The sequence below is a fragment of the Sphingobium soli genome (assembly GCF_020782245.1).
GTDB classification, from domain to species: Bacteria; Pseudomonadota; Alphaproteobacteria; order Sphingomonadales; family Sphingomonadaceae; genus Sphingobium; species Sphingobium soli.
The window spans coordinates 1-23,378 of record NZ_JAJGNP010000027.1 but is presented as its reverse complement, the minus strand read 5'-3'; the positions used below and the strand labels follow the sequence as shown (position 1 = coordinate 23,378).

At 61.1% G+C, this 23,378-nt stretch carries 22 protein-coding genes and 1 pseudogene; 10 read left to right on the top strand and 13 right to left on the bottom strand.

Translation table 11 applies throughout. The annotated features are described in order from the left end of the window. Positions 1–174 precede the first annotated feature (174 nt). From LL253_RS19880 to LL253_RS18990, 4 genes are all read left to right on the top strand, one after another. Entirely contained in the window at positions 175–306 is a 132-nt protein-coding gene (locus LL253_RS19880; RefSeq protein WP_266101080.1) for a hypothetical protein, read from the top strand. A gap of 3 nt (positions 307–309) precedes the next feature. Next, positions 310–522 carry a DUF3606 domain-containing protein gene (locus tag LL253_RS19000; RefSeq protein ID WP_228228130.1) on the top strand — a complete coding sequence of 71 codons (213 nt, stop codon included), beginning with the start codon at positions 310–312 and terminating at the stop codon, positions 520–522. 42 nt (positions 523–564) lie between these two features. Beyond that, positions 565–804: a DUF6894 family protein gene (locus LL253_RS18995; RefSeq protein WP_083784924.1), complete on the top strand. Its 240-nt coding sequence runs from the start codon at positions 565–567 to the stop codon at positions 802–804. A gap of 68 nt (positions 805–872) precedes the next feature. Beyond that, positions 873–1,619: a Crp/Fnr family transcriptional regulator gene (locus tag LL253_RS18990; RefSeq protein WP_228228129.1), complete on the top strand. Its 747-nt coding sequence runs from the start codon at positions 873–875 to the stop codon at positions 1,617–1,619. A gap of 37 nt (positions 1,620–1,656) precedes the next feature. Here the strand turns inward: LL253_RS18990 and LL253_RS18985 are convergent, their stop codons facing one another. From LL253_RS18985 to LL253_RS18965, 5 genes are read right to left on the bottom strand one after another with little or no spacing between them, the layout of a single operon-like run. Next, positions 1,657–2,487 carry an HpcH/HpaI aldolase/citrate lyase family protein gene (locus LL253_RS18985; RefSeq protein ID WP_228228128.1) on the bottom strand — a complete coding sequence of 277 codons (831 nt, stop codon included), beginning with the start codon at positions 2,485–2,487 and terminating at the stop codon, positions 1,657–1,659. Beyond that, positions 2,484–2,936, bottom strand: coding sequence for a MaoC family dehydratase (locus LL253_RS18980; protein WP_228228127.1), 453 nt, complete (start codon positions 2,934–2,936; stop codon positions 2,484–2,486). The genes LL253_RS18985 and LL253_RS18980 overlap by 4 nt, the downstream gene beginning before the upstream one ends. Continuing rightward, the gene (locus LL253_RS18975) at positions 2,933–4,786 is read right to left on the bottom strand and encodes an acetyl/propionyl/methylcrotonyl-CoA carboxylase subunit alpha (protein WP_228228126.1); all 1,854 of its coding nucleotides are present in this window, start codon (positions 4,784–4,786) and stop codon (positions 2,933–2,935) included. Before LL253_RS18975 ends, LL253_RS18980 begins: the two co-directional genes overlap by 4 nt. Before the next feature lie 5 nt (positions 4,787–4,791). Further along, positions 4,792–6,393: a carboxyl transferase domain-containing protein gene (locus LL253_RS18970; protein WP_009823480.1), complete on the bottom strand. Its 1,602-nt coding sequence runs from the start codon at positions 6,391–6,393 to the stop codon at positions 4,792–4,794. After that, positions 6,390–7,505, bottom strand: coding sequence for an acyl-CoA dehydrogenase family protein (locus tag LL253_RS18965; protein ID WP_050763074.1), 1,116 nt, complete (start codon positions 7,503–7,505; stop codon positions 6,390–6,392). Before LL253_RS18965 ends, LL253_RS18970 begins: the two co-directional genes overlap by 4 nt. A gap of 138 nt (positions 7,506–7,643) precedes the next feature. On the opposite strand from LL253_RS18965, the gene LL253_RS18960 reads away from it, so the two are divergent. The 6 genes from LL253_RS18960 to LL253_RS18935 all read left to right on the top strand — a co-directional run bounded on the left by LL253_RS18960 (position 7,644) and on the right by LL253_RS18935 (position 15,859). Continuing rightward, a complete protein-coding gene (locus LL253_RS18960) occupies positions 7,644–8,519 on the top strand; it encodes a LysR family transcriptional regulator (RefSeq protein ID WP_228228125.1) in 876 nt (291 codons plus the stop codon). 190 nt (positions 8,520–8,709) lie between these two features. Continuing rightward, a complete protein-coding gene (locus LL253_RS18955; RefSeq protein ID WP_228228124.1) occupies positions 8,710–9,618 on the top strand; it encodes a dienelactone hydrolase family protein in 909 nt (302 codons plus the stop codon). Between the two features lie 177 nt (positions 9,619–9,795). After that, positions 9,796–11,508 carry a histidine kinase famiy protein gene (locus LL253_RS18950; RefSeq protein WP_228228123.1) on the top strand — a complete coding sequence of 571 codons (1,713 nt, stop codon included), beginning with the start codon at positions 9,796–9,798 and terminating at the stop codon, positions 11,506–11,508. Positions 11,509–11,649: 141 nt separating this feature from the next. Further along, a complete protein-coding gene (locus LL253_RS18945) occupies positions 11,650–13,332 on the top strand; it encodes an ATP-binding cassette domain-containing protein (protein ID WP_228228122.1) in 1,683 nt (560 codons plus the stop codon). Next, a complete protein-coding gene (locus tag LL253_RS18940; RefSeq protein ID WP_228221975.1) occupies positions 13,329–14,393 on the top strand; it encodes an efflux RND transporter periplasmic adaptor subunit in 1,065 nt (354 codons plus the stop codon). Before LL253_RS18945 ends, LL253_RS18940 begins: the two co-directional genes overlap by 4 nt. Positions 14,394–14,395: 2 nt before the next feature. Next, positions 14,396–15,859, top strand: coding sequence for a TolC family protein (locus tag LL253_RS18935; protein ID WP_323133427.1), 1,464 nt, complete (start codon positions 14,396–14,398; stop codon positions 15,857–15,859). Here the strand turns inward: LL253_RS18935 and LL253_RS18930 are convergent. From LL253_RS18930 to LL253_RS18900, 8 genes and pseudogenes are all read right to left on the bottom strand, one after another. Beyond that, positions 15,846–16,763, bottom strand: coding sequence for a glycosyltransferase family 2 protein (locus LL253_RS18930; protein ID WP_228228120.1), 918 nt, complete (start codon positions 16,761–16,763; stop codon positions 15,846–15,848). The two genes, LL253_RS18935 and LL253_RS18930, sit on opposite strands and share 14 nt — an antisense overlap. Positions 16,764–16,767: 4 nt before the next feature. Next, a complete protein-coding gene (locus LL253_RS18925) occupies positions 16,768–17,649 on the bottom strand; it encodes a polysaccharide pyruvyl transferase family protein (protein WP_228228119.1) in 882 nt (293 codons plus the stop codon). Further along, positions 17,646–18,719, bottom strand: coding sequence for a glycosyltransferase (locus LL253_RS18920; RefSeq protein ID WP_228228118.1), 1,074 nt, complete (start codon positions 18,717–18,719; stop codon positions 17,646–17,648). Before LL253_RS18920 ends, LL253_RS18925 begins: the two co-directional genes overlap by 4 nt. After that, entirely contained in the window at positions 18,716–19,657 is a 942-nt protein-coding gene (locus LL253_RS18915; protein WP_228228117.1) for a galactosyltransferase-related protein, read from the bottom strand. The genes LL253_RS18920 and LL253_RS18915 overlap by 4 nt, the downstream gene beginning before the upstream one ends. Further along, positions 19,654–20,799, bottom strand: coding sequence for a glycosyltransferase (locus tag LL253_RS18910; RefSeq protein ID WP_228228116.1), 1,146 nt, complete (start codon positions 20,797–20,799; stop codon positions 19,654–19,656). Before LL253_RS18910 ends, LL253_RS18915 begins: the two co-directional genes overlap by 4 nt. Further along, a complete protein-coding gene (locus LL253_RS18905) occupies positions 20,796–22,187 on the bottom strand; it encodes an HAD-IIB family hydrolase (protein WP_323133426.1) in 1,392 nt (463 codons plus the stop codon). Before LL253_RS18905 ends, LL253_RS18910 begins: the two co-directional genes overlap by 4 nt. Positions 22,188–22,244: 57 nt before the next feature. Then, positions 22,245–22,799, bottom strand: a pseudogene (locus LL253_RS19875) (glycosyltransferase); the annotation flags it as partial. Between the two features lie 337 nt (positions 22,800–23,136). After that, the coding region (locus LL253_RS18900; RefSeq protein WP_228228114.1) for a hypothetical protein at positions 23,137–23,378 on the bottom strand (242 nt) is incomplete at its 5' end.

Sequence of the window (23,378 nt, the reverse complement as noted above, 5' to 3'; positions counted from 1 at the left end):
GCCGCGACACTGGATTCACATATGTTTCAAAGTAGCGAAAATGCGCTCGGTCGTGCCTCAGGATGCTTGAACCGACATTTACCGACTTGTTAAAGAATACTCTTCTTCCACCCAGGTTAATTATGGAAGGAACAGCAAGCGCCCTGAAATCGCTATCCCAGCAAGAGGTGCGATATGGACGACGACAAAAAATCCAAGGATAAACATTCCGATCCGCTGCGCAAGCAGGATGCCGACGAGGTTCAGGAAGTAGCCGAGGACGGCAATCCGTTGGCACCCTCGGTCAATGTCGAACCGGGAAGCTGAACGATGACGTTCACGACATCCGAAGACAAGGCGCAACAGCCTTTCTTACCGCGAGACATGAAGCATGTCCGTTGCGAACGCGCAGCCGACACTCAATATTGGACGCATCGCTTGGGCACCAGCAGAGCGGCGCTTGAAGAAGCGGTTGAGCGAGTGGGACATAATATAGGTGCGGTCAAGGCCTATCTCGACCGGCACCGGGGCAGGCCTGCCTAATCCGCCCGCAGCCCTCTTCAGCTCTGAATATTGTGGATAGCCATGACCGTCTATCACCTTCATCTCTTTAACGACGACGATGTCTTGGATGAAGAGGGACAGGATTTTGCTGATCTGGATATGGCCGAGCGGGAAGCGATCCGCAACGCGCGCGATGTCATCGCCGAACATGTGCGACATGGCCACCCTATCAACCTCAATCATCGCGTAGAGATCGCCGATGCGAATGGAACCATATTGAAAGTCGTGCAATTTGGCGACTGTGTCTGTTTTGCGCGCTGACTCCGCTATGTCGGTCTCGTTCAAAGTGATGTAGCCCCTGCGGTAACACCAGCCCTCGGAGCACATCTATGTCTGCCCATCAAGCGCTTCAGCTATTCCTGCGGAAACTATCCGAACGCTCCTGTCTCAACCAGGAAGAACGGCGCGCAGTGTTGGAATTAGAGGGACAGGAGGTCGAATATGCTCCCCATCGCGATATTGTGCGACCAGGGGAACTAACGGATTTCTGCTGCTTGATTATATCGGGTATGGCGGCACGGTTCGGCCAATTGCCTGATGGGACGCGCCAGATTACCGCCGTTTATATTGCCGGAGATATGTGCGACCTATATTCGCTGATGCTTCCCAAGGTCGAATGGGCTTTGCAGGCCTTGTCCAGCCGACTCGTCCTGCTGAAGGTGCCCCATCGCAAGATGCAGGATATTGTTCATGCCTATCCAGCCGTCGCTGAAGCCTTTTGGCGCGACTGCGTGGCTGACGCGTCCATCCTGTCGCAATGGGTGGTGAATATCGGGCGGCGAGACGCCCTGATGCGCACAGCGCATCTATTCTGCGAGCTGGGGTTGCGGATTGAGATCGCCGGATTGGGGCGCCGCACGGCGTTCCAGTTGCCCGTTATTCAGTCTCAGATGGCCGACGCCCTGGGCATCACGCCGGTGCATATGAACCGCGTCATCCGCGCACTCCGGCAGCAAGGCCTGTTGACGGTGCAAGGCCGCGACGTCCAGGTCCCAGATTGGAACGCACTCGCCCAGGCAGGCGGATTCGAAAGCGGTTACCTGGCGATCGACCAGCGATGGCGCACGCTTGCCTAAGCCTTCCGCCGTCAACGAAGCGGACAGAAGCGCAGAATTAGTCCAGACCCGCGCGAGCCAGCAGCTTGTGCGCCTGAAGGAGATGCGGGGCATCGATCATGCGGCCGTCCAGCAACAAAACCCCCGCATCAGGGGATTGGGCAAACGCATCAATAACCGCACGGGCATTCTGTATCTGCTCTGCTGATGGCGTGAAGGCGGCATTGATGATTGGCACCTGCGCGGGATGGAGAGCCATCATTCCGGTGAAGCCGTCATATGCGCCGCGTGCGGCATAAGCCTTTAGCCCCAAGTCGTCTCGGATCGCGGGATAGACGGTTTCGATCGCGGCGACACCGGCTGCATGCGCACCGAACAGGGTGAGATTGCGCGCCATCTCGTAGGGACTGGTATAGCGGCCATCATCATGGCGACTGCTGACCGCACCGATCGCGGCCGGCAGGTCCTCCGCGCCCCACGTAAGACCGCAGAGGCGGTCGGCCACTTCGGCATAGCCGCCAAGACCGAACAGCGCGCGCGGTGTTTCCGTGGCGATGGGCAGGATCTTGACATTTGGTGCAAGGCGCGTGGCCAGCGCGTGGACCGTTTCGGCACCCTCGCTCTTGGGCAGCATGAGGGCATCGCAACCTGCTGCACATGCCAGGTCGTCTGTCAGCATCACGCTATCCACGGGATTGATACGGACAAGCCGAAGGATCGGGGCTGGCGTCGACAGATATTCAGCGACCGCCGCGCGCGCCTCATCCTTGGCTCCGGGCGCGACGCTGTCTTCCAGATCGAGAATGATGGCGTCCGCTCCGCTGGCCGCCGCCTTGGCAAAGCGCTCCGGGCGGTCGCCTGGGACGAACAGCAGCGAGCGCATCCTCATGCCGGCCGCCGTTTAAGAAGCGCAGTGCGCAGGCATTGGCAAACGATTTCGTCACGCTGATTGAGCAGTTCGTGACGGAACGTCACCAGCCCCGCATCAGGCCGGGATTTGCTGTCGCGCCGTTCTACGATGTCGCTGGTCGCGCGCATCGTGTCGCCAATGAAGACGGGTTTGGGCATGACGAGCTTGTCATAGCCCAGATTGGCGACCAGCGTGCCGAGCGTCGTTTCGCCGACCGACAAGCCGATCATCAGCGAAAAGGTGAAGGTGCCGTTGACGAGAATCTGACCAAATTCGCTCGCCCGTGCCGCTTCTGCATCGATGTGCAGCGGCTGCGGATTGTGCGTCATGGTCGAGAACAGGAGATTGTCGGTTTCCGTCACGGTGCGACGAATAGGATGTTCTATACGGTCACCCACCTGCCACTCATCAAAATAGCGCCCGCTCATGCTGCATCCTCCCTGGGCAAGATGCGGACAAGCAAGGTGCCCTCCTGCACCTGCGCGCCTTCGTCATGCGGCAGGTCCTCGACCGTGCCGTCGAAGGGGGCGGTCAGGCCATGTTCCATCTTCATTGCTTCGAGTGTGACGAGCTTCTGCCCCTTCATCACCCTGTCGCCACGGGTGACGTCAACGGCGATGATGCGACCGGGCATGGGGGCAAGGATTGCGCCGTCGCCCCCCGCCGCAGCGCCATCGCCCGCGGCGCGCCAAGGCGTCACCTGCCAACTGCGCCCATGTTCGGTGACGAGGAAATGCGCCAACGGTGGTTGCGATGGCATTGTCCCGGACGCGCGCACGTCTGCTTCGACCGATTGTCCCTCCACCAGGATGCGGGCGGTGCGGCGCGATGGGGCATTGACGCGGAAGCCGGCGAGTGCGCCAGCGCCACCCACGCACGCGGCGGCCCGCGACAAGGCGGCGGCGCCAGGCAAGGCGCTGGGCATCAGCCCCTCCCCTTCGCGCGCGATCAGGCCAGTGTCGACGTCACCGGCAGCAAAATCGGCGTGATTAAGCGCCTTGACGAGAAAGCCGGCGTTGGTGCGCAGCGGCCAGACTACCGACCGGTCGAGCGCCTGCGCCAGTGCCACACGGGCATCATCGCGCGTGTCGCCATGCGCGATCATCTTGGCGATCATCGGATCATAAAAGGGCGATATGGTGGCGCCCCGCACCACGCCGGTGTCGATCCGGACGCTCTCACCCAGATCAAACGCATCGAGGGGCCCGATGGAAGGCAGAAAACCTTTGGCCGGATCTTCGGCATAGAGGCGCGCCTCCATCGCCCAGCCGGTGATGGACAATTGATCCTGCGTGCAGGGGAGTGGTTCGCCCGATGCCACACGCAACTGCCATTCGACCAGGTCCTGCCCGGTAATGGCTTCGGTCACGGGATGCTCGACCTGAAGCCGGGTATTCATTTCCATGAACCAGATGCGGTCGGCGCGCAGCCCTTCGGACGCATCGGCGATAAATTCAATGGTGCCAGCGCCGACATAATCCACCGCCTTGGCCGCGCGAACCGCTGCGGCGCACAAAGCCTCACGCGTGTCCGGGTCCATGCCGGGGGCGGGCGCTTCCTCGATCACCTTCTGGTGGCGGCGCTGGAGCGAGCAGTCGCGTTCGAACAAATGGACAATGTTGCCATGACGATCGCCGAATATCTGCACCTCGATATGACGGGGGCGCTGGATATATTTTTCGATGAGCACATGGTCGTTGCCGAAGGAGGAGGCCGCTTCGCGCTGACATGACAGCAGCGCATCGGCAAAGTCTTGCGGCTGTTCGACCAGCCGCATCCCCTTGCCGCCGCCGCCGGCCACGGCCTTGATAAGAACCGGATAGCCGATCTGCGCGGCTTCGCTTGCCAGACGATCAGGATCCTGATCATCGCCCAGATAGCCCGGCGTTACGGGCACCCCGGCATCGGCCATCAGCGCCTTGGCCGCGTCCTTCAGACCCATGGCGGTAATGCTGGAGGGATCGGGGCCAATCCAGACAAGGCCCGCATCCGTCACGGCCTGCGCGAAGGCAGCATTTTCCGAAAGGAAGCCATAGCCCGGATGGATCGCATCTGCTCCGGCGTCGCGCGCTGCCGCGATGATGCGATCGCCCAGCAAATAGCTTTCCCGCACGGGTGCGGGGCCGATGCGCACGGCCTCATCCGCCATGGCGACGTGGAGTGCCTGTGCGTCTGCATCCGAATAGACCGCAATGGTGCGGATGCCGAGCCGCCGCGCGGTGCGGATGATGCGGCAGGCGATTTCGCCTCGATTGGCGATCAGAAGGGAGCGGATCATGGCCATTACATCCGGAACACGCCGAACGAGGGGCGTTCGGCCATGGGAGCGTTAAGCGCGGCGGCGAAGGCGAGGCCGAGGACGTCCCGCGTCTGGGCAGGGTCGATGATGCCATCGTCCCATAGCCGCGCGGTCGCATACCAGGGATTGCCTTCATCCTCATAGGTGCGACGAATAGGATCCTTGAAGGCTTCGGCCTCCTCCGGCGTCCACCGGCCTGCATCGCGGTGAACGGTGGCCAAGACCGACGCCGCCTGTTCGCCGCCCATGACCGAAATGCGGCTATTGGGCCAGGTGAACAGGAAACGCGGACCATAGGCACGGCCGCACATGCCGTAATTGCCCGCGCCGAAGCTGCCGCCGATCAGCACCGTGATCTTGGGCACGCTGGCGGTGGCGACGGCCGTGACGAGCTTGGCGCCATGTTTGGCGATGCCTTCCGCTTCATATTTGCCGCCGACCATGAAGCCCGAAATATTCTGGAGGAACAGCAGTGGGATGCGGCGCTGACAGGCCAGTTCGATGAAATGCGCGCCCTTGACCGCGCTTTCGCTGAACAGCACGCCATTATTGGCGAGGATCGCGACCGGCATGCCCCAGATATGGGCAAAGCCGCACACCAGGGTCGTGCCGTAGAGCGCCTTGAATTCATGAAATTCGCTGCCGTCGACGATACGGGCGATGACTTCGCGCACATCATAGGGCGCGCGCACGTCCTGTGGAACGATGCCATAGAGTTCGGCGGGATCATGGAGCGGAGGCACGGGATCACGTAGATTGACCGCCGGCGTCGGCTGCGGCGCCAAGGTCGAGACAATGTCGCGCACGATGCTGAGCGCATGGTCGTCATCATCGGCGACATGATCGACGACGCCAGACTTGCGACCATGGAGGTCGCCGCCGCCCAGATCCTCCGCGCTGATGACTTCGCCTGTCGCCGCTTGCACCAGCGGCGGGCCGGCGAGGAAGATCGTGCCCTGATTGCGGACGATGACGCTTTCGTCGCACATGGCGGGGACATAGGCGCCCCCTGCGGTGCAGCTGCCCATTACGCAGGCGATTTGCGGGATGCCGCGCGCCGACATTTGCGCTTGATTGTAGAAGATGCGTCCGAAATGGTCGCGGTCGGGAAATACCTCCGCCTGGTGCGGCAGGTTCGCGCCACCGCTGTCGACCAGATAGATACAAGGAAGGTTGTTTTCGAGCGCGATTTCCTGCGCTCGCAAATGCTTCTTCACGGTGAGCGGGAAGTATGTGCCTCCCTTTACGGTTGCGTCATTGGCGGCGATCATCACCTGCCGCCCGTGGACCCGGCCGATGCCCGCGACGATACCCGCCCCAGCTACGCCGCCGCCATAAAGACCGTTCGCGGCGAGCTGACCAATCTCGAGAAAAGGGCTGCCCGCATCGAGCAGATTTTCGACGCGGTCGCGCGGCAAGAGCTTGCCGCGGCTTCTATGCCTGTCCCGCGCGGCGTCGCCTCCTCCCATGGCCGCGGCCGCGACATCGGCGCGCAGCTTCTCGGCTAGCGCACGATTATGCGCCGCATTATCTCGAAAGGCCTGGCTGTCGGGCGACAGCGCGGTGTCAAGGACAGGCCCGCTCACAGGCCGCTGCCGATCAGTTCGCGCCCAATCAGCATGCGACGCACCTCATTGGTGCCAGCGCCGATATCAAGCAGCTTGGCGTCCCGCATATAGCGTTCGACCGGCCAATCCCTGGTATAGCCCGCGCCGCCGAGCGCCTGCACGGCTTCAAGCGCGACGCGGACCGCATTTTCACTCGCCAGCAGGATCGCGCCGGCCGCATCGAAGCGGGTGGTCTTTCCCGCGTCGCAGCTTCTGGCGACAGCATAGACATAGGCGCGGGCGGAATTGAGCGCGACATACATGTCCGCAACCTTCGCCTGCATCAGCTGGAAGCTGCCGATCGGCTGGCCGAACTGCTTGCGTTCGCGGACATAGGGGATGACCGTGTCAAGACAGGCCTGCATGATGCCAAGCTGAATACCGGCCAGAACCGCGCGTTCATAATCGAGACCGCTCATCAGCACGCCGACGCCGCCATTGAGCGGACCCATGACGTTTTCGCGCGGGACTTCACAGCCATCGAACACCAGCTCGGCGGTCGGCGACCCGCGCATGCCGACCTTGTCGATCTTTTGCCCGATCGAGAAGCCGGCCATGCCCTTTTCGATCAGGAAGGCGGTGATGCCGCGACTGCCTTCGCCAGTCTTGGCATAGACAACAAGCGTATCGGCATAGGGCGCGTTGGTGATCCAATATTTGGTGCCGTCCAGGACATAGCCCTTGTCGGTTTCACGCGCCTTGAGCTTCATCGAGACGACGTCGGACCCGGCTCCAGCCTCCGACATGGCGAGGCTGCCGACATGCTCGCCGGAAATGAGCTTGGGCAGATATCTGGCCTTCTGGTCCTCATTGCCCCAGCGCCGGATCTGATTGACGCACAGATTGGAATGCGCGCCATAGCTCAGGCCGATGGAGGCCGATGCGCGGCTTACTTCCTCACATGCGATCACATGCTCCAGATAACCAAGGCCGAGACCGCCCCATTCTTCCTCGACCGTGATGCCGTGCAGCCCAAGCGCGCCCATGGCGGCCCAGAGTTCGTCGCGCGGAAACCAGTCGTCCGCGTCGATGCGCGCGGCGAGCGGCGCGATCTTGTCGGTAGCGAAACGCGCGGTGGTGTCGCGGATCATGTCGGCATTATCGCCGAGCGCGAAATCGAAATTGGGCGTCACATGCCTCTCCCAGCTGTCTGCTTTGAACGCCGATATAGCATCAGGCGATCCCGCTGAAAAATTGACCACGCCATATGCACATCATAGACGGTGTCTATGATCGAGCGCTATCTGATCCAGTATTTCCTTGCCGTGACGGATCATGGCAATTTCTCTCGCGCGGCCCAGCAATGCCGGGTGTCGCAGCCGACCCTGTCGGTCGGCATCGCCAAGCTGGAATCGCTGGTCGGCCATGTCCTGTTTCACCGCACCAACCGGCGGGTCGAGTTGACCAGCGCCGGCGCGGCGTTTTCACTCCATGCCAGACGGATCGAGACGGAGTTTTCCCGCGCGGCGCAAACAATGGCGATTGAACAGGCCGGCAAGCTGGTACGGATCGGCCTTCTGGCGACTTTGCCCGATCACTGGGTGGAGGCTGCAATCCGGGCGGCCTGTTCCGTCCGGGGCGAACGCATCGAGATCGTCGAAGGACGCATGCGCGATCTGATGCCCCGTCTAGAGCGCGGGCGGATCGACGTGATCCTGGGCATAGTAGACGAGGCGGCGGATCGGTCCGACATTCTCTTCGAAGAGGGCTATGCGCTCGCGATGGCTGCCGATCATCCGCTTGCCGGGCACGCCGCGTTGGAGGCCGAGCAGGTCGCCAGCGCCGAAATGATCGTCCGGCGCAATTGCGAGGCCTTGCCCCATGTCAGCCGGTTTTTCACCCGCCGAGGCGTGCGCCCGTTTTTTTCGGCGCGCACCGCCGATGATGCGCGGGCCGTCGCTTTCATCAAGGCGGGGCTTGGCATCACCGTGATGCCGTGCTGCTTTGCGCAGGCCGGCATGGCGATGCCTACGCTCATCGGGTTCGAACAGAAGCGGCGCATCGGCATGATCACCGATCCTGCCGGGCGCAGACGGATTGAGGAGAGTGAGGGGCTGAAGCGCTTGACCCGGACTATCCGCGCCCTCGCGGACCAGAGGGCTTGAGACGTCACAACAAAACCCCGCCTGCGCACTGCCCATAATCGAAATGGGCTCGATCAGCGAAAAGGGCGAACGAACCAAAAAGGCGCGGGCCTTTTGCTTCCAGGCGCGGACAGGCGCCTCATACGAATTCGCTTGGGCAAGACGCTGTCCTGACCCACAAGGAAAGGGGGCAACCGTGAAGGAGGATGGCATGAACGACTTTGATGTGACGGCGGCCAAGAAGGCCGCGGACTATCCGCGCAAGGTGCTGGACCTGTTCGATGCCTATGTCCATGGCGCGCTGGACCGACGGGGGTTTCTAAACCAGTGCGCCGCCCATGTCGGCGGCATGATATCGGCGACGGCAGTGCTGGCGGCGCTCAGCCCCGATTTCGCGCGCGCTCAGGTCATAGCGGCGGACGATGCCCGGATCGAAACCCGCTGGATCGAGGTTCCGTCACCTCAAGGCTATGGCATGATCCGGGCCTATGTCGCCCGACCGGCGGACATGGGAAGCGCCGCGCTGCCCGTCGTCATCGTCGCGCATGAAAATCGTGGGCTGAACCCGCATATCGAGGATATCGCAAGGCGACTGGCGCTGGAAGGATTCATGGCTGTCGCCCCCGACGCCTTGACGACGCTTGGTGGCTATCCGGGAGACGAAGACAAGGCGCGGGAAATGTTCGCGACGTTGGATCGCGAAAAGATCGGCGAGGATTTCGTCGCGGCGGCCAACTATGCGCGGACGATGTCGGGCGGCAACGGTCAACTGGCGACGATCGGCTTCTGCTTCGGCGGCGGCATCGCCAATTTGCTCGCGACGCGCCTGCCCGACCTTAAGGCCGCGATCCCCTTCTACGGTAGCCCCCCGCCCCTGGCGGATGTGCCGAACATCAAGGCGGAACTGTTGATCCATTATGCCGGTAATGATGCGCGGATCAATGCGACATGGCCCGACTATAAGGCGGCGCTGGACAAAGCAGGCGTGCGCTATCAGGCCTTTGTCTATGACGGCGTAGAACATGGTTTCAATAATGATACGACGCCCCGTTTCGACAAGGCGGCCGCCGATCTGGCCTGGGCTCGTTCGCTTACGTTATTGCGCCAGTCCACCCGGTGACGGGATCGTCTGCGGACGATGGATCGCCCCTGATATCGCCACGATCGCTCATGTTCGCCCAGGTGCCAGGCGCGGTCCGCCCGTCCGCTTCGCAGTCTTGAATATCGCGGAGTGACGGGGCAGGAACCCGAAGGCGCAGCCGATGATTGTAGGTGCGTCACGACAAAGGGATTTCAGGTGCACGAGGAACGGACAGATCAGAATGCGTCGCAAGCGTCCGGCGAGCCTGCCGGCGATCTGCCGGATCCCACCTCCTTCAGCCCCACAGGCAACCGGCCGACCCATCATTGGAAGCGGTCCACGATAGCCGAACCGGGGCTGGAACAGCGCGGCACCGTATTTTTCGCGGCGCTGCAAATGACTAGGATGCCGATGATCCTGACCGATCCGCGGCAGGACGACAATCCAATCGTGTTCGCCAACAAAGCGTTTCTAGATCTGACGGGCTATGAGGAAAGCGAGATTGTCGGGCGCAACTGCCGGTTCCTGCAAGGGCCCGACACAGATCGCGGCGCGGTGTCCGACCTGCGGGAGGCGGTGAAGCATCGCGAGGCGATTTCGCTCGAGATCCTGAATTACAAGCGCGATGGCACCGCCTTTTGGAATGCGGTCTTCATCGCGCCGGTATTCGACGACCATGGGGAACTGATCTACTTTTTTGCCAGCCAATTGGACGTCACCCGGCGTCGGTCATCCGAGCAATCCTTCCGCCAGGCCCAGAAAATGGAAGCCATCGGCCAGCTTACCGCAGGGTTGGCGCACGACTTCAACAATTTGCTTCAGATCGTCACGGGCAATATCGAGCTAGTCCTGACGGGCGATCTGGACGATCGGCAGCGCCGACTGTTGACCAACGCCGCGCGCGCGACCGACCGCGGCACGAAGCTGACGCGGCAATTGCTGGCCTTTGCACGCAAGACGCGGCTGGAGCCGAAGCGGATCAACCTCAACGACCTGATCCATGACTTTGGCGACCTGATCGACAACACGGTCGGGGCGCAAATCCGACTTGTAACCGCGTTGGAACGGCGACTGCCCGACGTCCAGATCGACCCGTCGCATTTGGAAATGGCGCTGCTCAACGTGTTGCTCAACGCCCGCGATGCGATGCCTGAGGGCGGCACCGTCACCATCGCGACAGAATTGTGGAAATTGAACGGCAATGCAGCGGCGCACCAGCTGCCCGAGGGCGACTATGTCGTGCTCAGCATCAGCGACGAAGGCAGCGGTATGAGCGAGGATGTGCGCCGGCGCGCGACCGAGCCCTTCTTCACGACCAAGGGGCAGGATCGCGGCACCGGCCTTGGACTGGCGATGGTGCATGGCTTTGTGCAGCAATCGCTCGGCCGACTGGAACTGGAATCCGTCGCTAGCGAGGGGACGACCATCCGAATGCTGTTTCCCGCGGCCATCGGTGATGCCGGCCGTTTGTCACCCCCTGCCCTGCCAAGCGCCATGCGGCGCGTGTCGGCCCAGGGGACGGAGACCATTTTGCTGGTTGAAGACAGTGACGATGTCCGCGCGCTGGCGGCTGAACAACTCAGTGCACTCGGCTACAAACTTGTCTTGGCGAGCAGTGGCGAGGAGGCTTTGGAACTGTGGGATAAGCAGAAGATCGACCTGCTATTCACCGATATCGTCATGCCCGGCGGCATGAGCGGTCTGGAATTGGTCGAAAGATTTGTCGACCTGGCGCCGGACATCCCTGTGCTCATGACCACGGGCTATAATGAGGATCTGGTCGCCGACATACCGCGCGGCACGTCGCTGGACGTTATCGGCAAGCCATATCGCCGGGAGGAATTGGCAGACCGAATTCGCATGGCCCTAGACCGGCACTTAGACGGCCCGCGAACCCGACCGCGCGATTTTTCGCATAAAGAAGGGTGAGGCGCGCCGTGCTGCACCACCGGCCGTCCGCCGCTGATTGCGTTTCGACTTTGTGAGATTATGTTGCAGCGCAGCGTTGACTATTGCGCTGGGCTGCGGTCGTTCTAAGACCGGTCGCCACGGAATCTCGAGAGGTTGAATTTGGCTGGGGAGCGTCTTGGTCTGCGGCAGGCGGCCGCGTGGCTCGCAGAAATCATCGGGCCTGACAAAGGCTATATCAATGTCGGGATCGTCTATACCTTGGCGATCACGCTATTGTCGTTGGCGACGCCGATCTCGGTACAGTTGCTCATCAATTCCGTGGCGCGCACGGCATTGGTCGCACCGTTGTGGATTCTTTCCGGCGTCCTGCTGGCCCTAATGCTGCTGGTAGCAGGTTTGAGCGCATTGCGCGTCTATCTGCTCGCAATGTTCGAGCGCCGCATCTTTGCCCGGGTCGTCGCCGAGGTGACGGTACGTGCCGTCCATGCGCAAAACCCCTTTTTCGCCGACGAAAGCCGCGGCAGCCTGTTCAACCGCTATTTCGACATGGTTGTGGTGCAGAAGGCGGTACCCAGCCTGGTGATCGGCGCCTTCACCATCATCCTGCAAGGCGCGGTTGGGCTGATCGTCACCAGTTTTTACCACCCGTTTTTCCTGGCGTTCAATATCATCCTGGTGGGGGTGTGTCTGCTGATTTGGCTGGTCTGGCGCCATGGCGCGATCACCGGCGCGGTCGGCGTTTCCCATGCCAAGCATGAGGCAGCACACTGGCTGGAAAGCGTGGGCGCTTCGAACGGCTTCTATAAATCGGCGCGCCACCTAGACTTTGCGATGGATCGTTCCGAAACGGTCACCGCCAACTATATCCGCGCGCATCGCCATTATTTCCGCTACAGTTTCGCGCAGGCGCTTGGCTATTTCCTGGTTTATGCTTTCGCGGCGGCCGCGCTGCTGGCGCTGGGCGGGAACCTGATTTTAGCGGGGCAGCTGTCGATCGGGCAGCTGGTCGCGGCGGAACTGATATTGTCCGGGGTCTTCTACGGCATCTCCCAGCTTGGCTGGTATCTCGACACTTTCTACGATCTGGTCGCGAGTTCAGAAGAATTATCGCAGATTTTCGCCATTCCTCAGGAGGCCGCCGGACTGAGCGGTCAAGCTCCACCCGACGGATCGCTTCGATTTCGCGACGTGGTGCTCGATCGCTCGCACTTCGATTTCGCGATCGGCAGCGGCGAGCAGGCCGTCATCGTGGCGGAACCAGGTGTCGAGAGCCAGATCGCCCTGCTGCTCAAGCGGCACGCCAATCCTGACCGGGGGCTGGTGTCGATCGGCGGCAACGAGTTGGGTAGTTTCGACATGTATCTGCTGCGTTCGGCGGTCGTCGTGCTCAATCGTCCGACAATCGTGGATGTGACGATCCGTGAATATCTTAACCTCGCCACCGGTGGGACCGCCGAAGGGTCCCGCATTATGGGGACGCTGGAACTGGTGGGCCTTGCCGCGCGGATTTCCAGCCTGCCAGACGGGCTGGACACGCACTTGGCCAGTTCCGGCTCGCCCTTGTCGATCGTCGAAGTCATGCAATTGAAGCTGGCCATGGCGTTGCTGAGCGGACCCAAGGTTCTGCTCTTGTCGCAGCTTTATGACATGATGCCGACCGAACCGCTGCGCGCGACCCTGAACATGCTGCGCCAGCATGACACGACCGTCCTGTTGTTCACCGAACGGCCCGAGGCGCTCAATCTCGACTGCTGCTATTGGCTGGGCGCGGATGCGCAGCACCGCTTTCCCGGGCAGGCGGCGCTGGCCCGCTTCAGAGCCGACAGGGAGCAGCGCCCATGACCATCCAGCCGGCGCAACTGGCGCATTTTCGATCGCTCGCGACCTTAAAGCCCCCGCGTGCAGCCGTCGTCATCGCACGGTTGATCCTGCTTGGCATCCTGCTGGTGGTCGCCATCCTGTTCGTGCCCTGGCAACAGACGGCGCAAGGCGCCGGACAGGTCACTTCGCTCGACCCCGACGACCGGCCGCGCCAGGTATCCTCGCTGGTTGACGGTCGGGTCGATCGTTTCTTCGTGCGAGACGGGCAACTGGTACAGGCGGGCGACCCGATCGTCCAGGTGGTGGATGTCGACCCCAATTTCCTGGAGCGCCTTGCGGCCGAGAAGGCCGAAGTGGAAGCGCAGATCGCTGCGATCGAGCAGTCGCGCGCGGTTGCATCGATCGACGTGGGACGGACAGGGCAGCTTTTTGCCGAAGGGCTGGCCGCGCGCAGGGATTATGAACAGACCCAGATCAAGGTCGCCGAAGCCAATGCCAAGCTGGCCGAGGCCAAGGCAAAGCTAAAGCAGATCGAGGTCCGCCAACAGCGCCAGTCTGCGCAGATCGTCACTGCGCCGCGTGACGGGCGGGTACAAAATCTGAACGCCGCAGCAGGTGGTGCGCTCATCTCGGCTGGCACGGTGCTGGCGATGATCGCGCCGGAGAAGATCGAGCGTGCTGTGGAATTGTACGTCGATGGGCGGGACATTCCCTTGGTCAATCAGGGCCGCCCGGTCCGGTTGGAGTTCGAGGGGTTCCCGGCCTTCCAGTTCAGCGGCTGGCCAGCCTTTGCAGTGGGCATCTACGACGGACAGGTGCGCTCGGTCGATCCGACGCCACGCGCCGACGGACTGTTTCGCATCCTTGTCGAGCCGCGACCTGGCAAGACCCCGTGGCCCGAGCAGCGCTTCGTGCGCCAAGGCGGCAAGGCGCTAGGCTGGGTTCAGGGCGATGTTGTCACCGTGGGTTATGAATTGTGGCGTCAGCTTAACGACTTTCCTCTCAACTTCGGCCAGGATCAGGTCGCCCAGAAGGGGGAGGCCAAGGCAGAGAAAAGCTCGATCGAGAAGAAAAAGAAATGAAGATGCGATGCCGCGTCGGTATGGGTGCTTTGCTGATTGCCGGGACAGCCTGTCCGGCCTTGGCGCAGAGCGGGCATAACACGGCACAGCTATCGTCCCGATCGACCAGCGCCGACCCGTTGACGCTGGAGGAAGTGCTCCAGTCGTCCGCGCGATCGGCCCCCGACATCATCGCCGCCCTGGCGCGCAACCGGCAGGCGGAGGCCCGAGCACTGACAGCACAGGGCGCCTTCGACACCGTATTCGCGGTGGACGGGCGCAGCCGGGTCGAAGGCTATTATGACGGGACGGAATTCGCCGGAAAGGCCGAACAGCCGTTGATGACCAATGGCGGCTATGTCTATGGCCAATATCGTGTTTCGCGGGGCGATTTCCCGATCTATGAAGACAAGGCCTATACCAACAAGCTGGGCGAGGTGAAGGTCGGCGCGCTATATTCGCTCTTGCGTGACCGTCTGATTGACGCGCGCCGGTCGGAATTTCGCCTTTCCGCCAACGATATCGACATTGCGCGGTTCGAAACCAAGGCGACGAGCATCGGCGTTCAGGCGCGCGCGATCGATGCCTACCAGAAATGGGCCGCCGCTGGATTGAAGCTGAAGGCCTATCAGGCGCTGATGGCATTGGCGCAGGACCGCACGCAAGGCATTAAGCGCCAGGTTGATCTGGGCGCCAAACCCGACATATTGCTGACCGAGAATGAGGCCAATCTGGTCAAGCGTCAGGCGCTAGTGGTTGAGGCGCGCCAGGATTTTCGCGCGGCCGCCGTAAAATTGTCGCTTTATTATCGCGATGATCAAGGCTTGCCGGTCGTGGTTGACGAAGCGCGCCTGCCGGACGCGGCCAGCGCCTTTGGGGCCTTGCGGGTGGACCCCGCCTTCAATCTGGAAGGCAGGCCGGATTTCGCGATCCTGCTGGAGGAAATCGACAAGACGACGATCAAGCTGGCGCTGGCGCGCAATGACATGAAGCCCAGGCTGGACCTGAATGGCGAAGTGGCCAAGGATGTGGGACCGGTGGGACTTGGCGGGTCAAACCGCACGCCGCTGGAAGTGATTGTCGGCGTGACGTTCAAGGTGCCGCTTCAGAACCGTAAGGCAAAGGGCAAGCTCGCGGAAACGCAGGCCAAGATCGATGAGCTGTCCATCAAGCAACGGTTCCTGGCCGAAAAAATTCGTGCTGAAGTGACAGCCATCGGCATAGAGGTGGAGACCGCCAACCAGTTGGTCGACACCACGGAACGCGAACGCACGCTCGCCGAGCGGCTGGCAAGCGCAGAGCGGCGCCGGTTCGAATTGGGATCGAGCGACTTTTTCCTGGTCAATCAGCGCGAGGAAAGCGCAACGAACGCCGCTGTGAAGCTGATTGAGGCGCGCGCACGGATCGCGGCAGCGCGCGCGGAACTCGCCGCCGCAACGGCTGATGAGGATGCGCTTGGGCTTAACCCTGCCCCTACCCTACCCTGACCAGCGACCGCCGACGGCAACATCGGCTTTTAGCAAAGGCCAGAACACCGCGCAGCTTGTGCCGCAATCGAAACGCATAGAAATAGCGCACGCCCTCATGCTGTCTGACCGGCGCAAAAAGGTCGCGAGACAATAGCCGGACATCGTCTCCTATCGCCCGCCATATGCGGCGATCGGACAGACAATGTTTCGCGTATAGCGCGCCGTCGCCAAAACTATAGGACGCCAGCAACGCCTTTTCCTCTGAACCACGACGTCTGCCATGATGATGATCGACGGCAAAACTCGGATCGTAACGAATGTCGCACCCCAGCCCGGCTGCTCTGAAGAGATAATCAGTATCCTCGGCGGCCTGAAAGCACGCCCCCGACCCGAAACGATCATCGAAGAAACCGACGCGATCGACGACGGTCGCGGTCAGCGCCAGATTCGCTCCCATTACGAAACCGCCCGGGAATGCCTCAGGGTGCAGGATCATCGGATGATCTTCGATCTTGATCGTCACGGGTAGATCCAGCGGATTGCCAAGCAATATCCGCCCGCCGACAATCACATCCTTGCCAAGGCGCGCGAAGCAGCACGCCAGCGCATCAAAATAGTCGGCGTGCAGAACGCAATCATCGTCCGTCATCGCAATGACGCGGCCGCGGCAGTGGCGCAGGCCGGTATTGCGCGCGCGGGCAAGGCCGGCCTGGGGCTCTTCCACTAGATGCACGGAAAATGGCTGGCAGCGCGCCCAGCGTGCCAGCATCGTGGGCGTATCGTCGGTCGATCCGTTATCGACGATGACAACGTCTATATCCGTCCCTGCGGCATGATCGATCGCAACGGATACCGAGCGCAGCAAATTCGACAATGCAGCAGCGCGATTGCGCGTGCACACGAGCAGGCTGATGTCCGACATGGTGTCAGGCCGCTTCTGGAGATAGCATCGGATCCGTCTTCCAACTGCTGGCATAGGCGCTCAGCTTTCCATAGCTGTTGTCGCGGATCTCATGGGACAAGCCCATCAGCAGGGCGAGGATATGGCCGTGAAGACGATCGGTGATGAGGTGCTGCGCCTGGGAAAGCAGAACGACCCCTCTGTTGAGCCGAGCGAGCGCCTGACCTTCACGGGCAGCGGCGTCACGACCAGCGGGCAGCCCATCATCGTCAACGAGCCAGTCGACCATCTTTGCCCCGGCTGGCAAATCAGGCACGCGTTTCGCCCGCTCCGCGTCCGTGCGCATCAGGGCCAGTAGCGGCTCGGATGCAGCGCCCTGCCGTTCGAGGTCCAGCATCATCGCGGAATCGGGCGCCAGTCTTGCCGGCAATCTCAACGACGACTGGGCAAAGCGCAGGCTAACCCGGTCGCGCACATAAAGGGTGAAATCAGGATGTCGGCTCGCCATGTCGGCAAAGTCATCCGCCGCGCCGCCATCGCGGAAGAAGATCGACTGCGGCAGCTGGACGATCGTCCGATCGGGAAAGGCCGTCAGCAGTGATTCCCTGAACCGCTGGTGGTGAGACCAGAGGTCACCAAGATTACCCCCGCCGTGGATCAGCACCGGGCCATCGGGACAAGAATGCAGAAACGCGTCTCGATCAAAATCATGCCATGCCGACACATAGGACGGATCCCTGCCCGTGATAGCACGGAGAATGACCAATTCTCCAAGCCAGATGGCGCTATCGCCCACATTGGCATGATCAGGGAAATCGACCAGCGCATAAGGGCTGCCCCAGCGAAGATGCTGGGCATAGATTTGCCGGAGACAGTCCCGATGCGTGGATATGAGGGTGGCGTTCATGCGGCTGCGGCCACGGAAGCGCTGCACAGCTGTGCATACAGGTCTTCGCATCTTGCGAGCCAGACATCCTGCGAAAACATCTCGACCGCGCGCCTTCTGGCGATTGTCCGGTCGATAAGGCAGGCATCCTGTATTGCCCTAGCCAAGCCATCGACGTCACCCGGCTTTGCCAGCTTGCCCGCGTCACCGATAACTTCGCCCGCAGCCCCCATGTCGAATGCCGCGACAGGAAGCCCGCAGGCCATCGCCTCGGCGGCGACGAGGCCGAACGGCTCGTCCCAGCAAGGCGTGAAGAGACATATCGACGCTTTCGCCATTTCCTTGGCCAGCCGGGCAGAATCCAGATGGCCCCCATAGCGGATATCGGCACCCAGCAACGGAACCACCTTTGCCGCCCAATAGTCGGGATCCTCTATCGCTCCGTAGATGATGAGCGACATTCCCGCCTTCCTCGCAGCCAGCGCCGCAAAGTGGGTGCCCTTGTTCGGCGTAATCCGACCGCTCCAGATCGCGGTCCCGTTCCCCTTTGCTCCAAAGCGCCACTGCTCGACGTCTATTCCGTTATGCAGCACCGACACTTCGGACGGGGTGTCGTTTGGCCACCATGCCTTGAGTTGGCGGGACGATGTAACCGTCAGGCGATGGCGCGATGACGGGCTCTGCCGCACAAATCCATGCAGGGCGTCATAGGGCGGGACGTGGAGGGACGTGACTGTGGGAGTGCGATCCGTCCAGCGTCGTTCCAGGGGAAAGCGATGCAGGCTGTTATTATGCACGACATCGAACGCGCCATCGGCGATCCGTTCGCAGGCGGCTGCATAGGCGGCATCAAGATGGTTGACGAGCACCGCCGATCCGCGATGCTCGGCCCAAGGAAAGACCTCCTCATAATGCATGTCGACGACTGGATCGATAGTGAAGACCGGATCGCTATCGCCAGAAGCAAAGAGGGTGACATCATGCCCCCGCCGGCTGAGGCCAGTCGCCAGCTGCCATGCATGGGCTTCCATCCCGCCGGCAAAAGGTTGGCGGATGCGCTGGCGCACATGCGCCAGAAGAGCGATCCTCACGCCGCCGCAGTGGCGACTGTGGGCGTCTGGGCGGCTTGCTTTTGCCTTGCCTCCAACAGGCGCAGGATGGTGGCCGTATTTGCGTAGGGTTGATGGCTCTGTTGGCCGGTAAGGGCCAGGTCGTCCTGATCAGGCGTACGGAGAATTCGGATGGGACGACCCGGCGCATCGTCTATCAGGTCCATCAAGCGAAAGGCATGCAGCCAGTGGCCCATCGTCCTGTAGCCCCATTTTGCCTCGAACAACTGGGCGTTGCGGACCACGCTTTCGACATGATGTACTGGTGGCATGTGGTGCGGATGATATTGGTGGTACGCTCGCGCGCCCTTTGCCCAGGCAATGGCGATGCCGGCCATGCTGAGCGTCTTGCCATAATCAGTGTCTTCGCCGCCATATCCCACATAGCGTTCGTCAAAGCCGCCCGAACGCTGGAATGTCCGCGCTTGCATGGCGAAGTTCAATGACCAGAAACAGCGATAATCCGCGCACATTTCGATGCCATGAGAAGGCGGCCCTCGCCGGTCGGAATGTTTTTCAGCGATCCCCTCAAAGCCTTCGCATGACCAGTCGCCCTGTGTGGCCGCACGTGGCAGATACAGCACCTCACCCATCAGCAAGCCATCGAAACCACTGGCATGACCGGCATAGTCGGCAACCAGGTCGGGTGAAGGAATGCAATCGATATCGAGGAATATCAATATGTCTCCGGTCGCGCTGGCGGCGGCGGCGTTGCGCGCTGCTGCAAGTGGCAGGGCCTCGCCGGCGACATGGATCTGGCGCACCGGGAACGATGTTTCAGGCAAATGATAGGGTTCATCCTGCATCGCCCCGATAATGAGTTCGGTTGGCAGCATCGTCTGGCGGTTGAGGCCATGGACAACATTGACGAGATGTTCGGCCCGTCCGCGCGCCAATGTGATGACGGAAACCTTGTTCATGACGGACGGAGCTCCTTAAATGATGCTGGAGTAAGGGCGGGTTGCGGCGACCAAAGCCTATCGACTAGCGCCTCGAGCCATTGCGCGCTATGAAGGGCGGGGGCTTCGTCGATCATCGCGCGCTGACGATCCGGTCGATGACGAGTCCAGGTTTCGCTGATGGCAGACGTCCAGCCATGGGCTGATGAAGGAAGATGGGGCAGGGTCGTCGCCACGCCTGCCGCTGCGAGCGCGTCTGCCTTGCGATGTTGTTCATCGAAATAGCGCCATTCGGGAATGGCAAGCCAGGGCTTGGCAGCCGCCAATATTTGCTGGCAGGTGGTATTGCCGGTGGAGGATATGACAAGGTCCGCCGCAGCGACATAGTCATCGGCATTATCGACCCAGCCTCGATGTTCGATATTGCCCGGTTCGGTTGCATGCCAGTCTCGCTGTACCTTTCCGATCGTGATCCATCGGGCGGATGGGCATGTGCGCGCGCCGACCCCAAGCGGAGCCTGGCCGAAGCCTTCACCACCGCCGCCGGAAAGAATGAGGATAAGCTCCTCGTCTGGATCGATGCCTATTCGTTGGCGGGCGACCTCCCGCTCCGCCACGCGCAGATCGACCCCCAGCCCACCGGCGAAGAACGTCTTCGACCGCATCGCGTCGTCCCATTCGGGCTGGGCGAGGTCGGAATGAAAGGGCGCCAGCAACCCTGCCGCCCCGTCATAGGCGGCGCGATGTCCCGGATCGCTGCGATCACCATGTTGGAGGATTTTGACATGAGGGACAGAGCAGATGCGGGCAAGCTGTGCGACTTCAGCGGACACGTCGCAGATGAGGAGAGCGGGGTCGGCCCGATGAAACCAGGACGTCATCTGATGCATGGCGGAGCGGATGCCAGGCCATCCTAAAGGCGCGCAATGCAAGGTTGCAGGCGTCGACACCCAATCCATGGATGCCGCCTCCTCGCCGGTCGGTTCGAAGAGAGACGGAATCGTGATGATGTCGACATTGGCTGGCAAAGCCGGGAATATATCATCACGTGCGCAGAATATCGTCAGGGGCCGGGACGGCGGCAGAGCATGGGCTATCGCCGCGCAGCGCTCGGCGTGGCCCCTCCCCTGATGGTGGACGAAATATCCGATCGGGCGCGTCATGCGGCGGCCGCCACGGCGGGGGCAACCCCGTCACAAAGGTCAAGCAGCGCCAGCCCTTCCAGCACGCCGGCGGCGTGATGCTTGGCGACGCGGATCAGTCCCTTGCGGTCGGGAAGATCATCCAGTTCGGCCGCGGCATTCCCCACCACAATCGCATGGCCGCAGGCGGCCAGCATATCGGCATCATTGCCGCTATCGCCGGCAGCGACGCAATCGGACAATGACAGCCCGAATTTCCGGGCATAGGCTGCAATCGCCTCTGCCTTGCCGCCATTTGGTGCCAATATGTCGATCAGGCGGCCGTGGGAAAAAATGACTTTCGCGGCAACGCCATGTGCACTCAGAATTTCGCGGATGTTGGCAGCGTCACGGGCGGTGCCGAAAAAGCTGATCTTATACGGCCCTTCGGTGACGCGTGGCTGGGCCTTGAGACGGAGGGGCGCTATTATGCGCGTTACAGCAGCGCGGTCCCAGCCTTCATCGAGATAGGCCGCAAATTCAGCGCATTCCTTCCATTCGCCATGGCCGTCGGGAAAGACGATGCGGGTGCCGACATCGACGATATAGGCATCAGGCTCGGGAAGCTGCCAGCGACGAAGGATCATTTTGGTGGCATGGAGGCTACGACCAGTCGCCACGACAAACGGCATCGAGGACGAGGACCGCCAAGCGCGGAACGCCCCTGCCGCATCCCGGCATCCGGTCAGCGTATTGTCCATGTCGCACGCCAGCAATTGCGGCCGGGCCACTGAGCGATAAATGTCGATCGAAGCGCTGGCATAGCTATCCCAGCAATAGCGCCTGACACCTGCATGCGCCTTTGCCGACAGCACGGCATGACGCGCGGCATTGCCGACGATAGCTCTGATGGAGCGACTGATCGACCGCGTGTCACGTGGATCGATCAACTCCCCATGTCCAATTGCAGCCACGATTTCCGCCGGTCCGCCATTTTGTGTCGCCACGACAGGGGTTCCAAAAGCCGCCGCTTCGATCAAGGTAAGGCCGAAAGGCTCGTGCAACGCGGGGTTGACGAACACGCCACCCTGCGCTGCATAGGCATAGAGCGCCGCCACATCGTACGCGTCATGCGCCGGGGGCAGCGCGACCCGACCGCCCAGGCCGCAGGCCTCGATCAGACTGAAGAGTTGGTCAATATTGGCGCGCTCCTCGCCGGTGGCATGACCATGCTGGCCCGCCAGAATGACGAGATTGGCCTGACGTTGCAGCGTTGCGTCCTGCGCATAGGCCGTTAGCAGCGATGCCAGATTTTTCTTCGTCACCGGCCTGGATACGGCCAGAATGATAGGAAGGCGGGGACGTTCGAACCAGGCTTCCAGCAATACGCTGGCCTGGGATTTATCGACGGGCATAGGCAGGCGCGGCACGCCCGGAGGAACCACATGGATTTTTCGCTTCGCGGACTGACAATAGGCTCCGATCTGCCGGTCGGCTTCCTCGGCAGTCGATACGATGATTGCGCTGGCGTCGGCAATCGCCGAACGTTCGCTTTCAATCCTCTGATCAAGGCCATCACAGGTGACGCCTTGGGCTTGCTTGTCGATACCTAAAGAATGCGGCGTAAAGACGAAGGCTATTCCGAAACGTCTCTGAATGACGGAGGCCACCTGCGCTGCGTCAGCAAAATGCGCATGAATGACGTCGGGGCGCCGTTGACAATTGGAAAGATACTCTATCAATCCTTTTGTAAAGGACGGCAGTTCGGCTGCAAGATCTTCCTTTTCTACATAATGCTTCCTGTCAGTACCGATCCGCACTATGTGAAGATTTTCATCGATATCTTCGGTTGGGATATTATGGATCGGATCGAACCGACGATCATCGAACCTGCGCGTGACAATGATGACGTTGGATACATCATCTCTACGAATCTGATGAGACGCAGCCTCTAATATATAGGCTATATGACCGCCGGTATCGGGCGTTATACCGTAGCTGACAGGAGGCGCTTTCAAACAGCCTCCAAGAGCAAGATGCATGATGATCAATTACGTGCCCCCGTGTAGGAAAGGCCATAACGTCTCATGTCAGCGTGCGTTCCTGATCACGAATAAATCACCATTTTCAGATCTATTTGTTGGCAGACGACCCCTAAATAGTAATCTATGTTATTTTTAATCTCCAAAAACAAATGCGACAGGTGATCGCGGGCAATGGCGCGGGCGCGAAGGGGCGGCAAACTCTTAGTGGGTTTGCGTATTGCTCCGAAGAGCCATGGTTTCGATGTCTCAATCGTACGCGCACCCAAGCGGCGAAAGACTGGAGTGGAAAGGCCGCGGTCAGGGCAAGCGGGAGCGGACAAAGGGACCAAGGCCTTCACCTCAAACTTGGCGGCAGCGTCGCACAGAAAATGTGAAATTGATCCGAATTGCAGTGGAAAAGCCTTGATCCAACTGCGCGATTCAACGCCAAGATTTGCGCTTGAGTGATTCTGGCATGATTTTTGGATTGGGATATGGGACGGCAAAGAGCCCACCAAGCTTTTGCTTGATGGGATGATTTTGCCGTTATGTTGGTTGCGGGGACAGGATTTGAACCTGTGACCTTCAGGTTATGAG

Coding starts and splice junctions, on each gene's coding strand:
- LL253_RS19880 (WP_266101080.1), top strand. CDS start 175: ATGGACGACGACAAAAAATCCAAGGATAAACATTCCGATCCGCTGCGC.
- LL253_RS19000 (WP_228228130.1), top strand. CDS start 310: ATGACGTTCACGACATCCGAAGACAAGGCGCAACAGCCTTTCTTACCG.
- LL253_RS18995 (WP_083784924.1), top strand. CDS start 565: ATGACCGTCTATCACCTTCATCTCTTTAACGACGACGATGTCTTGGAT.
- LL253_RS18990 (WP_228228129.1), top strand. CDS start 873: ATGTCTGCCCATCAAGCGCTTCAGCTATTCCTGCGGAAACTATCCGAA.
- LL253_RS18985 (WP_228228128.1), bottom strand. CDS start 2,487: ATGAGGATGCGCTCGCTGCTGTTCGTCCCAGGCGACCGCCCGGAGCGC.
- LL253_RS18980 (WP_228228127.1), bottom strand. CDS start 2,936: ATGAGCGGGCGCTATTTTGATGAGTGGCAGGTGGGTGACCGTATAGAA.
- LL253_RS18975 (WP_228228126.1), bottom strand. CDS start 4,786: ATGATCCGCTCCCTTCTGATCGCCAATCGAGGCGAAATCGCCTGCCGC.
- LL253_RS18965 (WP_050763074.1), bottom strand. CDS start 7,505: ATGATCCGCGACACCACCGCGCGTTTCGCTACCGACAAGATCGCGCCG.
- LL253_RS18960 (WP_228228125.1), top strand. CDS start 7,644: ATGATCGAGCGCTATCTGATCCAGTATTTCCTTGCCGTGACGGATCAT.
- LL253_RS18955 (WP_228228124.1), top strand. CDS start 8,710: ATGAACGACTTTGATGTGACGGCGGCCAAGAAGGCCGCGGACTATCCG.
- LL253_RS18940 (WP_228221975.1), top strand. CDS start 13,329: ATGACCATCCAGCCGGCGCAACTGGCGCATTTTCGATCGCTCGCGACC.
- LL253_RS18935 (WP_323133427.1), top strand. CDS start 14,396: ATGCGATGCCGCGTCGGTATGGGTGCTTTGCTGATTGCCGGGACAGCC.
- LL253_RS18930 (WP_228228120.1), bottom strand. CDS start 16,763: ATGTCGGACATCAGCCTGCTCGTGTGCACGCGCAATCGCGCTGCTGCA.
- LL253_RS18925 (WP_228228119.1), bottom strand. CDS start 17,649: ATGAACGCCACCCTCATATCCACGCATCGGGACTGTCTCCGGCAAATC.
- LL253_RS18915 (WP_228228117.1), bottom strand. CDS start 19,657: ATGAACAAGGTTTCCGTCATCACATTGGCGCGCGGACGGGCCGAACAT.
- LL253_RS18910 (WP_228228116.1), bottom strand. CDS start 20,799: ATGACGCGCCCGATCGGATATTTCGTCCACCATCAGGGGAGGGGCCAC.